Annotated in this window: 15 protein-coding genes, 1 tRNA gene and 1 pseudogene; 5 read left to right on the top strand and 12 right to left on the bottom strand. The window is 44.9% G+C overall.

The annotated features are described in order from the left end of the window. The first annotated feature begins 260 nt into the window (after nucleotides 1–260). On the top strand, nucleotides 261–881 hold the full coding sequence (locus PN470_RS05280; protein WP_002776165.1) for a hypothetical protein: 621 nt from the start codon (nucleotides 261–263) through the stop codon (nucleotides 879–881). A 51-nt stretch (nucleotides 882–932) separates the two neighbouring features. Here the strand turns inward: PN470_RS05280 and PN470_RS05275 are convergent, their stop codons facing one another. The 10 genes from PN470_RS05275 to PN470_RS05230 all read right to left on the bottom strand — a co-directional run bounded on the left by PN470_RS05275 (nucleotide 933) and on the right by PN470_RS05230 (nucleotide 8,034). After that, complete coding sequence (locus PN470_RS05275) at nucleotides 933–1,103, bottom strand: hypothetical protein (protein ID WP_002776166.1); 171 nt, start codon at nucleotides 1,101–1,103, stop codon at nucleotides 933–935. Nucleotides 1,104–1,191: 88 nt separating this feature from the next. Next, nucleotides 1,192–1,920, bottom strand: a complete 729-nt coding sequence (locus PN470_RS05270) for a Bax inhibitor-1/YccA family protein (protein ID WP_271939284.1) — start codon at nucleotides 1,918–1,920, stop codon at nucleotides 1,192–1,194. Nucleotides 1,921–2,321: 401 nt separating this feature from the next. Beyond that, nucleotides 2,322–3,311 (bottom strand): chlorophyll synthase ChlG, encoded by a 990-nt coding sequence (chlG, locus tag PN470_RS05265; RefSeq protein ID WP_272103917.1) that lies wholly within the window; start codon nucleotides 3,309–3,311, stop codon nucleotides 2,322–2,324. A gap of 6 nt (nucleotides 3,312–3,317) precedes the next feature. Then, the gene (locus tag PN470_RS05260; RefSeq protein WP_272103915.1) at nucleotides 3,318–4,394 is read right to left on the bottom strand and encodes a Get3/ArsA fold putative tail anchor-mediating ATPase NosAFP; all 1,077 of its coding nucleotides are present in this window, start codon (nucleotides 4,392–4,394) and stop codon (nucleotides 3,318–3,320) included. A gap of 22 nt (nucleotides 4,395–4,416) precedes the next feature. Next, nucleotides 4,417–4,608 carry a cytochrome b6f subunit PetP gene (gene petP / locus PN470_RS05255; RefSeq protein ID WP_002742483.1) on the bottom strand — a complete coding sequence of 64 codons (192 nt, stop codon included), beginning with the start codon at nucleotides 4,606–4,608 and terminating at the stop codon, nucleotides 4,417–4,419. 200 nt (nucleotides 4,609–4,808) lie between these two features. Further along, on the bottom strand, nucleotides 4,809–5,141 hold the full coding sequence (locus PN470_RS05250) for a hypothetical protein (RefSeq protein WP_103111922.1): 333 nt from the start codon (nucleotides 5,139–5,141) through the stop codon (nucleotides 4,809–4,811). A gap of 108 nt (nucleotides 5,142–5,249) precedes the next feature. Next, entirely contained in the window at nucleotides 5,250–6,146 is an 897-nt protein-coding gene (locus PN470_RS05245) for an ABC transporter permease (RefSeq protein WP_271939290.1), read from the bottom strand. Nucleotides 6,147–6,372: 226 nt separating this feature from the next. Beyond that, the gene (locus PN470_RS05240; RefSeq protein WP_103111921.1) at nucleotides 6,373–7,005 is read right to left on the bottom strand and encodes a DUF305 domain-containing protein; all 633 of its coding nucleotides are present in this window, start codon (nucleotides 7,003–7,005) and stop codon (nucleotides 6,373–6,375) included. 346 nt (nucleotides 7,006–7,351) lie between these two features. Beyond that, the gene (locus tag PN470_RS05235) at nucleotides 7,352–7,675 is read right to left on the bottom strand and encodes a toxin-antitoxin system TumE family protein (RefSeq protein ID WP_271939292.1); all 324 of its coding nucleotides are present in this window, start codon (nucleotides 7,673–7,675) and stop codon (nucleotides 7,352–7,354) included. Between the two features lie 50 nt (nucleotides 7,676–7,725). After that, nucleotides 7,726–8,034 (bottom strand): hypothetical protein, encoded by a 309-nt coding sequence (locus tag PN470_RS05230; RefSeq protein ID WP_002776175.1) that lies wholly within the window; start codon nucleotides 8,032–8,034, stop codon nucleotides 7,726–7,728. 227 nt (nucleotides 8,035–8,261) lie between these two features. Here PN470_RS05230 and PN470_RS05225 point away from each other — a divergent pair, with 227 nt between their 5' ends. The 3 genes and pseudogenes from PN470_RS05225 to PN470_RS05215 all read left to right on the top strand — a co-directional run. After that, nucleotides 8,262–9,008 (top strand): PEP-CTERM sorting domain-containing protein, encoded by a 747-nt coding sequence (locus PN470_RS05225; protein WP_271939295.1) that lies wholly within the window; start codon nucleotides 8,262–8,264, stop codon nucleotides 9,006–9,008. Between the two features lie 97 nt (nucleotides 9,009–9,105). After that, nucleotides 9,106–10,011: an Rpn family recombination-promoting nuclease/putative transposase gene (locus PN470_RS05220; protein WP_271939298.1), complete on the top strand. Its 906-nt coding sequence runs from the start codon at nucleotides 9,106–9,108 to the stop codon at nucleotides 10,009–10,011. Beyond that, nucleotides 10,001–10,309: pseudogene (locus tag PN470_RS05215) on the top strand (DUF4351 domain-containing protein); the annotation flags it as partial. The gene PN470_RS05220 and the pseudogene PN470_RS05215, both read left to right, overlap by 11 nt. A gap of 116 nt (nucleotides 10,310–10,425) precedes the next feature. On the opposite strand, the gene PN470_RS05210 reads toward PN470_RS05215, so the two are convergent. Both PN470_RS05210 and PN470_RS05205 read right to left on the bottom strand, forming a co-directional pair. Next, a tRNA-Leu gene (locus tag PN470_RS05210) sits at nucleotides 10,426–10,507 on the bottom strand. Between the two features lie 54 nt (nucleotides 10,508–10,561). Continuing rightward, entirely contained in the window at nucleotides 10,562–11,242 is a 681-nt protein-coding gene (locus PN470_RS05205; protein WP_272103912.1) for a hypothetical protein, read from the bottom strand. 123 nt (nucleotides 11,243–11,365) lie between these two features. Between PN470_RS05205 and PN470_RS05200 the strand changes: the two genes are divergently transcribed. Then, nucleotides 11,366–12,421, top strand: a complete 1,056-nt coding sequence (locus tag PN470_RS05200) for an ABC transporter ATP-binding protein (protein ID WP_271939307.1) — start codon at nucleotides 11,366–11,368, stop codon at nucleotides 12,419–12,421. Nucleotides 12,422–12,483 lie beyond the last annotated feature (62 nt).

The raw sequence follows: 12,483 nt of genomic DNA, 5'->3' as shown, positions 1-12,483 counted from the left end.
CCCTACACCCCACACCCTACACCCTACACCCCACACCCTACACCCTACCCCCACGAAAAACTTTTTCAGCAGACCCTAAGTGGTCGTGCCAAATTAATTTCCTAAACCTTGACCAGAAATTCTGTAAACTTCGATCAAAAGCTGCGTAAATTCTGTATTTTCTCTGGAAGTCTTAGATATAGCCTTTAGAATTGTAATCGTGGCGCTAGGCTAATTCAGATCAATTAAACTTCTTCCTCACTCCCGACTTTGTTAGTATCATGAAACCTAACTCTGGCCGTAAACGTTTATTATCCCTGATATCTGCTGTTTCCTGTAGTTCCCTCTTGATTTTATCCCCTCTAGCCCAGAGAGCGCAAGCAGACGATATTACGGATGCCCTAGAAGCGGTAATTGAATATACGGCTCAATTACACCAGATCAATTTTAAGTATTTGTTAAGTGATGGCCCGATAACCACTCCCTGCGGTGTAATTTCCCTAGCGGCTTTCTGCACTGTAGATAATACAGTTTACGTCAATCTCGAGCAAGTCACTCGCATTAGTGATAATCCCCTATTTCCCCTTTACGCCGTCGCTCACGAGGCTGCTCACGCTGTTCAGTGGAATCGGGGTATCGGTGGCATCGATGAAGGTGGAATGAGCATCGGCATTGAATTACAGGCCGATTGTCTAGCGGGAGATACCCTTTCCTGGTTATTTACCGAAGCAAGAGGTTTATCCAAACAGGATTATATAATAGCAGGAAAACTTCTAGCGGAAGCGGCCTCGGAAGTGGGCGATTTTGAAGCTCCCAATAACTCCCACGGCACACCACAACAGCGAGGTGATTCGGTCTTACAAGGATTCTACGGGGAAAATCATCAAGCCTGTATGCGTTAACTAACACTCAAGGCTCTATTTCCCATAGAATGCCTAAAAAAGTTTAAAAAACTACTGTAACCCTAACCAAGATAGCAGACCTTGGCCAGTTAGATACTCGATCAACAGGGTGATCACAAAACCAATCATAGCGGCTCTACCGTTGAGGCGCTCGGCATAGTCATTAAAACCAAATTTGGGGTCTTCTAATTTGGGAGTTTGAGTCGGTTGTGGTTCAGGCATAATCTTTACAGGCCGTTTACATTTCTTTACTATTCTAGCGGAGTTAGAAGTTAGGTTGTAACTAATTTCTAACTCCTCCCTATTTGCCCTAATCCCGACCGTTAAGAGCGATTAAAAGGCGCAGAATAAAGATAAATAGGTTGATATAGGTGAAATACATCGATAAAGCAGCACTGAGATACTGTTCATCTCTGTAGGTACGGGGCAAGATGTAAAAGTCCACCACTGCGGAGCCAGCAAACAAGAAAACCCCGATGCCAGAAATAGCGATTTCTAACCAGGTGGGAGTACCGCCACCAAAGATAGAGAAAATTAGCTGACCAATGAGAACAATAAAAAGAGCGAGAATACCGATGCTAACGGTTTGAGTCAGCGCCAAACCATCTTTTTCCGACAGATTCGAGCCGATATTGCGTCCCAACACAAAAGCGAGGCCGCAACCGAGGGCAGCAATTGCCACTCCTCGCAAACCAACACCGGAAGTACCTAGGGCCACATAGACGATTCCACTGAGAGTATAGCCAGAAAGAAGGCTATAGAGGGTCAGGAGGGGCAGAGCAGTGCTTTTATTGCCGCTTTCCGCACTACTACGCGCGACAAAAAATAAAATAATCTCGGCAACCAGGGCGACAAAGAAAGTCGGGAAGAAAATCTGGGGATAGGATTGGATCACACCTAAACCGCCATAGGTTCCCACCGCAGTTAAAATTAGACCACCACCGAGATAGGGCAGGGCCTTGGGGATAACATTGGGGCCGATAAGTGCTTGGCTTTTAGCCTCGCGTAAAGCTTGGCGAAAATTACTGGTATTACTCATGGTGATAGGGTGCGAGATACTTGTCTCAATCAATCTTGTTAAACAGGAACTATTCTTGATTAGTTCGTCAAGAATGGCGAATCGGAGGGAAGAGAAAAAGGTAAATTTTTCCCCCGGCATCGATTCCCTCTTAATTGTAACGAAAAGACTAGGGATCGAGCTAAGTAGGTAGGTATTAAAAATTGTCAGATACCCCCCTTATCAAGGGGGCGGGGGGGATCGACACCCCCCTTATCAAGGGGGGATCCCCCCGCCTATCGGCACCCCCCTTATCAAGGGGGGCAGGGGGGATCGAACCGAAAATCTATTTTCACCCCTCTTGACGGATCAAGTTACCGTAAACAGAAACCCAATTCAAGGCGATTATGTCCCATAAACTGGATATTTCCAGTTTTTATTAATTACAATCTTCCGAGTATCCCCTGACCTAAAGCCAAACCTGTCACCAACATTCCTAACACTAGGAAAGGCTGGGCGCTGGCTTGATATTTGACATCATTTTTGAGCGGATCCCGCAGAAAATACATATCTTGGAAAGTGATCTGAGGGATAATTAATAACAGTAAAATAGCGGCATAAAGATTCTGATGAATACTGATGAGATAGCCCGCAATTCCCGCTTGAAAAACATCGATCATAATCACACAAATCCAAGCTGCAGTGGTAATTCCAAACATAACTGGCAAGGATTTTAAGCCTAATTTTTCGTCACCTTCCACACTTTTAAAGTCGTTGACCACAGCAATGCCTAACCCCGCTAGACTATAAATGAGGGTTAAGATCATAATTGTCCAATTTAACTGACCAAAAAGGGCGTGACCTGCCCACCAAGGTAATGCTATATAACTAGCACCGAGGGCATAATTACCCAGCCAACCATTTTGTTTTAATTTTAAGGGTGGTGCTGAATAAATATAGGCGATAAAAGAACCAAATAGGGTTAAACAGAGCATGATTGGGAAATCATGACCAGCCCAGCGATCGAGAAGATAAGATATTCCTAACCCACCTGCTAATAAAACCAAAATCTGGCCGACTACTTGCGGAATAGAAATCACCCCCGAAGGAATCGGACGGTAGGGTTCATTAATTGCATCGATTTCTCGATCGTAAAAATCATTTAAAGTTTGGGTATAACCAGTCATCAACGGACCGGAAAGTAACATACAGGTGGCCGCTTTTAAGACATCTTCTAAAGACCAAGTATAATTACCCGATGAAGCTGCCCCACAGACAACCCCCCAAATTAGGGGAATCCAAGTGATCGGCTTCATCAATTGTAAGCGGATTTTCCAGAGGGAGGTTTCTGCCGATGAGGCCCCTTTCATGCCCAATAATTGGCGAGTTTTTGCGCCTCGATTATCCTTGTTTTCTATCTCGCTGTTCGACATAATCCCTTAAAAAGAAATAATTAAGTAACCTTCTTGGAATTTTGCCCCTTTTACCGATCTTCCGGTCAGAGGCGCTGGTACATCAATATTACGCCGTTGATCCCCGGCTTCGATGGTTAATTCTGGACCCGATTGCGTCAGTTTTACCTGTTTTTTCTCGAATCCGGGTAAATAAACCTTGACCTGACCGGCTGCCGTATCGATTATTAACGGTTTGGGCGGCTGCACCGTGAGAAAATTGGGTAACTCGGCGATTAACTCCTGCCAATCTTCTCCTTGACGGTCGGGTAAAATCGCCGCCGGCAGCGGGGCAAAATCCTCCGTGGCACTCTGACAGCGATTAAAAATCACTCCCCCCACATTTAAACCGATTTGCTGCGCCCCACCCCAAAGATATTTGGCCTCTGCGATCGCAATTGGATCATCATTGGTGACTAGATAGGCTAAAACTCGCCGAGGATCGGCTAAAGCGGAACGTCCCTCGTCTAGAATGTTATTATCGACCTTCTTCCCTAAACCGTCGGGATTAAAGGAGAAATTCAGCACGGCGGCGGCGATTGGTTGGAAAAAGGGAGAAAGGGTGCGACCAATCTCAGAATCGCTGAAAACCTGGCGAAAACGCCGTGAATACCAGCTGCCCACCTCTGGAATCGCCAACATTCGCAGACTGTTGATATCTCCGCTGCCGTCGTAGATGATGACATCGTAATTTCCGCTTTTATCCTGTTCCCGCAGGAAATTTAAGGCTAGAGCTTGGTCCATTCCGGGTAAAACGCCCAACTCTTGACCATAAACATTTTTCAAGGTGGGAGAACGCAAATACTGCTTTTCCAATTCCTTGACTTCTTCCCAACTTTTTTCTAGTAAATGCGTACTACTAAGCTGCACAACCGAGAGATTGGGGGCAATTTCCGTAATGGAGGAGCTAGGGGAGGCCTTGAGGAGTAATCCCCAAGCAGGGCTAGGATCCTGACCGACCAAGAGAACTTTTGACCCCAGACCAGCCATTTTCTTTGCCGAAGCGATCGCTATTGTACTGCAACCGCTGCCCCCCTTGCCCAAAAAGGTCAAAATTAAGGACATAATTAATTCCTAAGCGTTATATTTAGATGAGTTTGAGTTCATCTTCAAAAAACCAAGTAGCGGTCTTATCATCGAACTGGACAACAGCACCAACACCGCTGCCATCGGTCATCTTAAAATTTTTGATGACACCCACTTTACCCAATTTACCCGCTACATCCGAGTTAACGCGGTCTCTTAAGCGACAGACCTTGACTTTTTGCCCGATTTCCATTACTTCCACAGTTTTAATAAGACGATAATTCAATAAACCAATCCTAAGTTTAATATAAATTCGTGTAAGATAAACCCCCCAATGATCTTCAGTTATTGCTCTTTCTCAGATCATCTGCACTTAGCGATCATATATACTAAGCAATAGGACAAAATCAACCTCCTGGTTAGGATGGGCAAAAGGCAAATCAAAAAGGGGTTTTATTTGGTTTCTGGGGCAGAATTTTGCAGATTTTCCAGTTGTTCTCTTTGCTTGCGTTTAAACTCCTCAGCCGCTTGGTTGATATTATTGCGAGTATCTTCCTGAAATTCCGATCCGTCCCGGCTACGGCGAAAATTACTATTATGAATCAAGTCTAAAGGATCAAAACCACCGAGAGCATCCCTGCCATCGGAACTACGTTCATTTTTTTGATAATCCGGCTGACTGGGGTTCAAGCTTTGAGCTAACAATTGCGGATTAAAATCAGCCCCAACTAATAGAATGGTAGCTATAAATAAAGACGATTTGATTAACATTTTTTGAGTATTCATAATCTAACTAACTCCTCAGAAAATTATCTTGTTTTTGGTGGTGAGAAAGTTACAAGCTTATCAGTGAACAGTAAACTGGTAACTGATAACTGATAACTGATAACTGATTTAAGCAAAACGACGACGAAGTAAGGGCTGAATTGCTAAAAGGATTAGCAGATCAAAAGCTAAGAGCAGGGCTAAAACTGTCAAGAAATTGAGGTCAAGCCAAGGAGTTTGTAAGACTATGCTATCAAAAGACCAGTGCTGATTGAAATAAATATAACGGATCGGTTCGATCGCATAGGTGAGAGGGTTGAGACTAGCGATTACTTTTAACCAATCTGCCATAAAGTTTAAGGGAGCGAGGGCGGTACTGGCAAATAAAAGCGGTAAATTGGTGACGAAAATGACGGCGATTAATTCGATATGTCCGGGGAGGGCAAAGGTTAAACTGAGACTTAAGGCAGTCATCCCCAAAACTATTAGGAAAACAATCAAAACGATCGCACCTAATCCAGCTAAACTGGGTAATCCGGCCCCTAAAAAGGCACTAGCGGCCACGATCGAGGCGGTTTGGATGAAACTGAGGGCGATAATATAGATGGTAGAAGCAGCCACGATCGAGTAACGAGTGGTTAAAGGTGCTACTAAGAGACGGTTAAGAAAGCCAAATTCTCGATCGAACATTACCGGCAAACCGGCATTTAAGGCCCCGGAAAAAGCGGTAAAGACAATCACTCCGGGGGCGAGAAATTTAGCATAACTGAGATCGTTGCCGAATAGTCCCTGGGGGGCATTATAAAATAAAGCTCCAAATAAAATCAGCCACATAAAGGGCTGAATTACCCCCGCGATTAGGGTTGAAGGACGACGTTGTAATTGGATGAACAGACGTTTAGTCATGGCCAGAGTTTCTTGCAGAAATTCCCCTAGCACATTTCCCCCATCGTCCACCGTTGCTGCTCTAGTCGTATTGGGGGCTAAACTAGCTTTTAAGGAAGAAGGTGTGATCGTTTGGCTCATGAAATATTTACCTCGAAAGGGAAGGGTTTAGGTAGAGATTTTGGGATTGTCACTCTCAATCCCCAGCAAGCTAACGGTTTTATTTTAAAGTGAACAGAAGGATATAGCAGTTATCTTTATTTTGAGGCGATAAGTCTCTGGTTTTAGGGGACACCAGAACTTCTGTATCAGTTAAGCGTACTTGCATTAGGGAACGCACCCGACAAAATCGCGATCGCAATACCAGCTAATGATGCATCCCACCCATTGGATTGCGATCACCAAACCAAGCCATCAACCAAGTTTGCATCTGCTGAATTTCCCGGCGCTGGCTAGTGGCAATGTTCTCAGCAAAAGGCCGGACAGCCTGATGCTTCACGAGATTATGATTCAGGAGCATTTGCGACATCATCACGGCTCCCATATGATGTTTAATCATATCTTGTAAAAAAGTTTGATCTAGGGCATCGCCCTGAAGTTGACTCAGATCGCGCATCATGGGAACGTAGGAGACGCTAATATTCCTTCCGGGATACCACTCGTTGAGCCAGTTTTTCATCTGAGCAATTTCAGCAGTTTGCACTTGAATGATCTTTTGAGCAAACTGCCTCATCTCAGGACGACTAGTGCGTGTCAGAATAACCTGGGCGGTATCGATTGCCTCCTGATGGTGAGGAATCATTTGGGCAAGATAGTTAAACTCGCTACTGACCTGCATATGATCCATCTTACCCATGCCGTTGGGAGAAAATTGAGCAGAGGCGGAATCTGGGGAATTTCCAGATGGACGTGTCATAAGTAAAGTTGAGGTTGCAGCCAACCCAAGAGCGGCAACCGCCCCCAGCACAATAATGGCTTTATTTTTCATGGGAGAAACCATTTACAAACCTCACTACAGTATAGCACCTGCCCAAAAGTAACCGGAACTATCTTGACCAAGAAATTGGCAGTCTAACGGCTGAACTCACCCGCCGTCGTTAACTTCCGATAAGGCTCAAACAGTACCTGATGAGTCTTTCTTTGTCAACTCTTGAGGTCTTGAGGTGGGAGCATCTCATTTATGCAAGTGAATAATTATACTTATCTCTAAAACTGGTTTCCAGCAAGGCTTTCAAAATAGCTTGACATAAAAACCTGATTTAGGGGTTACAAAGGTGAGATGCTCCCTCTTGAGGTTGATGCGTTTCATTTTTGAATTGGCGGATTACTGCAATTCTAACAGAAAATTACGGTTTTAGATTTCGTTGTTTTTCTGCGATTTCTAAAAGCACTTGCTCAAGAGTTGGCTCAAGGCTTTCTTTAATGTCATCAACCTCATGTTTATGATGGGGGAAAGTGGCAATTTCAACATGATGGGGTGCATTATCATAACGGAAGATCATAACTTGAGCTTCGTTCATGTAATGATAGCGATATTTTATCTTTGGTTTTGTGTCAGTATTTTTAACTTCAACAAAGTCTAAGCGATGATTATTTTCAAAAATAATTGGACTATTAACATAACCTTGACTTGCGTTATCAATTTTCTTGGTCAGTGATAAATATCTCACATTGGGAAATTATCGAATGGTTTTTTCGATTTGCAAAAAATAGGCCTCAATCATTTTAATTCTTGGAGATTAGCCTCGTTTTGAAGAAGCATTTCATATAGTCCAGACCAAACTATAAAATCCGATTCATCTCCTAAAATACCGCGAGAAAATTGCTGATAAAATTCTTTGGATGTCATTTGATATTGTTTTTCCAGAGCTGCTAAATCTAATTTTAGATTCAAATTGCTTTTTTGTAATTCGGCAATCTGATAATCAATAATGCTTTGGGCAAATTTTTCTTGATCTTTGATGGAGTTTAAAATCTTTTTAAGGCGTTTTTCTGTTTCAGGCTGAACAGATAGATGAAAATCTAACATAAGCTGTCTCATTACCACAAATCAAGCGGGTTTTTATTCTAGCAAGCGTCAGCCCTGGGGGAGAGGAATGTAAATATTTATTAAATTGTAGCGCTTGATACAATGCGGTGGGGAGAAAGTGTGTATTTGCTCTTTGAGCATTCGCTGGTCATTGTTTTGGGTTGCCCTATTGCTTAACCCGAATCGAAATGTCACGCACTCAAACCATTTACCATTAACCCTTTTTCATGAAAATAAAACAACTCGGCATTCTATCCGGGGTGTTCTTAGCAGCCACTCTAGGAACGGCTAGTGCAGCACAAGCTGCTTTGGTGGTCGTCCCACCTGGCTTGGCTCCCGGCGCTCAGTATCGTTTGGTGTTTGTGACTGCTGGCACGCGGGATGGAACAAGCGACAACATCGACGACTACAATACCTTTGTTACCAACCAGGTAACAGGAAGCGCTCTTGCTACGGCTTTAACAACGGCAGGATTTAACCTGAATACGATTACTTGGAAGGCGATCAGTTCTACGGACGCTACGTCTGCCAAAGTCAATACCGGTACTGATGGCAGTCAGCCAGATGTTCCCATCTACCTCATAGATAGCAATCGAGTAGCCAACAATAATAATGATCTTTGGGATGGCAGTATATTAACCCCTATCAACCGCACTCAATTAGACACAATCACGCAACCGGTAGTCTGGACTGGCACCGAGACTTCTGGGATACCAGCGTTGTGCGCCTTGGGCAGTGGGGGTAGCGCTACTGGGGATGCCGGTTCAACGGGGGAAGCTTGGCTCTATTCAGACCCGTGCGTTGACGCGGATGATGACGGTGATAAGCCTTTGTACTCCTTATATGCGATGTCGCCGGTGTTGACCAAGCCAGGCGGCGGCGGTGTCACTGTCCCCGAACCCTCTAGCCTTCTTGGTTATATCACCCTGGGCGGTTTAATGCTAGGAGGTGCTGTCCGCAAAGCGAGGAAATAATGCCTACAAGGGAGAGGAGACGCGGGTTTCCTCTCTCTTTTTTTTGAGGGGTTTCATGGGAAGATCGGGAAAGAGCTATGGTGCAATCCCGATCATCATGAAACGAGACTCGATATTTTACCGGCTTTTTCAACAATCCCCCTCCCTTCTCTTCGATTTACTGGAAAACCCGCCAGATAATGCCACCGAATACCGCTTTGACTCCGTAGCCGTCAAAGAACCCAAATTTGAGATCGATGGCGTATTCCTGCCACCCGATAATGATAGTAGCGGGGTGATCTATTTTTGCGAAGTGCAATTTCAAAAAGACGAACGACTCTATGAACGGGTTTTTGGCGAATCATTTTTGTATTTTTATCGTCAGCGAGAACGATTTACCGATTGGCAAATTGTTGTCATCTATCCCACCCGTAGTCTAGAACAAAGTAACACCCATCCCTACCGAGCGCTCCTCAATTGTAATCAGGTGCATCGGATTTATCTGAACGAATTAGGGGAAATTCAGCAGTTACCCCTAGGGGTTGCCTTGATGGTACTCACTACTGTGGAAGAAACCCAAGCACCAGAAAAAGCTCGCTATTTACTGGCACGAACTCAACAGCAAATTGCAGATCCAGAAGCCAGTCGCGCCATAATGGAAATGATTGCCACAATTATGGTCTATAAATTTACTAACTTGAGTCGGCAGGAGGTGGAAGCGATGCTAGGACTACAATTGGCAGATACAAGGGTATATCGTGAAGCCAAGGAAGAAGGACGACTGGAAGGACAACTGGAAGGACGACTAGAAGGACGACTGGAAGGACGACTGGAAGGACGACTGGAAGGAGAATCTGCCCTGATTTTGCGTCTGTTGCAACGTCGCTTTGGTGCAGTGGATGAGGTGTTGGCTGCCCGGATTCAGGCTCTAGAAATCGAGCAATTAGAGTCCTTAGCTGAGGCTTTGTTGGATTTTACGGCATTAAACGACCTAGTGCTTTGGCTAAATCGCTATGGTCTATAAATTTACTAACTTGAGTCGGCAGGAGGTGGAAGCAATGCTAGGACTACAATTGGCAGATACAAGGGTATATCGTGAAGCCAAGGAAGAAGGACGACTGCAAGGACGACTGGAAGGGGAATCTGCCCTGATTTTGCGTCTGTTGCAACGTCGCTTTGGTGCAGTGGATGAGGTGTTGGCTGCCCGGATTCAGGCTTTAGAAATCGAGCAATTAGAGTCCTTGGCTGAGGCTTTGTTGGATTTTACGGCATTAAACGACCTAGTGCTTTGGCTAAATCGCTACTCGCAACCGCTTAACTAAACTTAGTCAAACCTAAGCCACCTGAAAGGGTGAGTTGGGAAATTTTGATGGCCAAATATCCATCCCTGACGATGGGTGACAAGGGCAATTCTTGTCAGAGGGCAGATAAAAGTTTATGCGGATGGCGAGACTCGAACTCGCAAGGCGTAAGCCACACGCCCCTCAAACGTGCGTGTCTACCAGTTCCACCACATCCGCTTGATTTTAGCTTAATCACTATAGCACAGAAAAAAAATAATCTGCAAGCAACTTTTAAAAATTACTGCCGCACAACTTTCGCGCCACCTGAGTTAGTACGGATAAACCTTTTAGGGAACCTTGAATCAAATGGAAGGCCGGGATGGGACGAATTAACATTTGTCGAGCTAGGGGCAATGGTAGCAGCTGACCTTGATTATCAATTGCCGGGGCTAAATCGGGTAAATCCTGTGTCACCTCGTCGCTAATCACGCGCACAATTGCCACTTTTTGCCCCCGTAAAGCCGCTAAAATCCTTGCTCCTTCCATATCTACCACCTCATAGCCCCCCTGTCCTAAACGTCGTTTTTCCTCGGACTGGCTAATCAGGCGATCGCTGGTTAAACCTTTAACGAGACTATATCCGGTTAATTGGGCGATTTCTGCGGTTATTTCTGGTTCGCACTGCCAATAACTCCCCGTTTCCGCGCCACAACCTTGATAGATTACCCCATCTCCGACCCGATAGCGATCGCTGAGACTGCCCGCTAATCCCAGTGTCACAATTTTTCCTGTAAACTTATTAAGAAATTCTAGAGATTGCCTAGAGACTGGGGAACTGTCGAGAAATTCTGGAGCGCCAAGGTTAATCGGGATAATTTGCGGGGCTAAATCGCCGATGTTCCTTAATCCTCGACGGATTGAGCTATGCTCGGCCCCCCGGGGAACGAGAATAATATCTTCAGGTGTGAGCATGAAATTTTTGAGAAAGTTTCCTAATTAGTCCATTGAGATGTTATAAATAATAGTAGTGAACTAATTAGGAATAATTCTTAAGTAAATAGCCCTGCCACTGACTGGGCGATTGTCTTTCTCACCATGAAAAAGTCTGTCATTCTGCGTTTATCCGAGGTTAACAAGCGTTTTCCCGCTTCTCCTACTCTAGCTGTCGATAATATCAGTTTTAGTTTAACAGAGGGCGAAATTCTCGGATTATTGGGTCCGTCGGGTTGCGGTAAAACCACTCTACTGCGGATGATTGCGGGATTTGAAAAACCATCTCAAGGAGTGATTGAATTGGGAGGGCGAATAGTTGCCGACGAAAAAACCTTTATTCCCCCAGAAAAACGCAATACGGGCATGGTTTTTCAGGATTACGCTCTTTTTCCCCATTTAACCATTGCTGACAATATCGCCTTCGGTTTAAAAAACTCTGGGGAGAAATTATCGAGCAAAGCTATTAACGCTAGGGTGGCGGAAACTTTGGATTTAGTCGGACTGCAAGGACTAGAAAAACGTTATCCCCATCAGCTATCAGGAGGACAACAGCAAAGAGTCGCCCTCGCCCGCGCTTTAGCCCCAAAACCCTCTTTAATCCTCTTAGATGAACCTTTAAGTAATCTCGATGTGCAGGTCCGGCAACGCTTACGACACGAGATCCGTCATATCCTGAAAGCGACTGGTATCTCGGCCATTTTTGTCACCCACGACCGGGAGGAAGCAATGGTGATTAGTGACACAATTGCGGTCATTTGTCAAGGAAAATTAGAACAAATTAACAATCCCGAAGAAATTTATAGTCATCCGGCCTCGCGATTTGTGGCCGAGTTTGTCACCCAAGCTAACTTTCTCCCCGCTAGACGGGAGGGGGAACAATGGCAAACCGAGATAGGACTCTGGACAATTCCTGATGGTCAAGATTTGGACAAAGGGGAATTGATGCTAAGAGAGGAAGATGTCAAAATTAAGCCGGATGAGACGGGAGAGCTAGTTATTTGCGATCGCCAATTTTTGGGGCGGGAATACCGTTATTGTCTGCTAACGGCTACCGGCAGCCAAATCCACGCTAGAACAACGATTAACACCCAATTAGACATCGGTACAAAGGTAAAACTATCGATTATTCCCGATAGCGTCCGTGTATTTGCTGACTGATAACTGATACTAAATCCTATTTAAGGGGTGTGGGGTGTGGGGTGTAGGGTGTGGGGTGTGGG

It is taken from the genome of Microcystis sp. CS-574 (assembly GCF_028329095.1).
GTDB lineage: Bacteria > Cyanobacteriota > Cyanobacteriia > Cyanobacteriales > Microcystaceae > Microcystis > Microcystis ichthyoblabe_A.
The sequence above is the reverse complement of the archived record's forward strand: the minus strand, read 5'-3'. Positions and strand labels throughout refer to the sequence as shown.

Coding starts and splice junctions, on each gene's coding strand:
- PN470_RS05245 (WP_271939290.1), bottom strand. CDS start 6,146: ATGAGCCAAACGATCACACCTTCTTCCTTAAAAGCTAGTTTAGCCCCC.
- PN470_RS05250 (WP_103111922.1), bottom strand. CDS start 5,141: ATGAATACTCAAAAAATGTTAATCAAATCGTCTTTATTTATAGCTACC.
- PN470_RS05280 (WP_002776165.1), top strand. CDS start 261: ATGAAACCTAACTCTGGCCGTAAACGTTTATTATCCCTGATATCTGCT.
- petP (WP_002742483.1), bottom strand. CDS start 4,608: ATGGAAATCGGGCAAAAAGTCAAGGTCTGTCGCTTAAGAGACCGCGTT.
- chlG (WP_272103917.1), bottom strand. CDS start 3,311: ATGTCGAACAGCGAGATAGAAAACAAGGATAATCGAGGCGCAAAAACT.
- PN470_RS05270 (WP_271939284.1), bottom strand. CDS start 1,920: ATGAGTAATACCAGTAATTTTCGCCAAGCTTTACGCGAGGCTAAAAGC.
- PN470_RS05260 (WP_272103915.1), bottom strand. CDS start 4,394: ATGTCCTTAATTTTGACCTTTTTGGGCAAGGGGGGCAGCGGTTGCAGT.
- PN470_RS05220 (WP_271939298.1), top strand. CDS start 9,106: ATGAAACGAGACTCGATATTTTACCGGCTTTTTCAACAATCCCCCTCC.
- PN470_RS05240 (WP_103111921.1), bottom strand. CDS start 7,005: ATGGTTTCTCCCATGAAAAATAAAGCCATTATTGTGCTGGGGGCGGTT.
- PN470_RS05200 (WP_271939307.1), top strand. CDS start 11,366: ATGAAAAAGTCTGTCATTCTGCGTTTATCCGAGGTTAACAAGCGTTTT.
- PN470_RS05205 (WP_272103912.1), bottom strand. CDS start 11,242: ATGCTCACACCTGAAGATATTATTCTCGTTCCCCGGGGGGCCGAGCAT.
- PN470_RS05225 (WP_271939295.1), top strand. CDS start 8,262: ATGAAAATAAAACAACTCGGCATTCTATCCGGGGTGTTCTTAGCAGCC.
- PN470_RS05230 (WP_002776175.1), bottom strand. CDS start 8,034: ATGTTAGATTTTCATCTATCTGTTCAGCCTGAAACAGAAAAACGCCTT.
- PN470_RS05275 (WP_002776166.1), bottom strand. CDS start 1,103: ATGCCTGAACCACAACCGACTCAAACTCCCAAATTAGAAGACCCCAAA.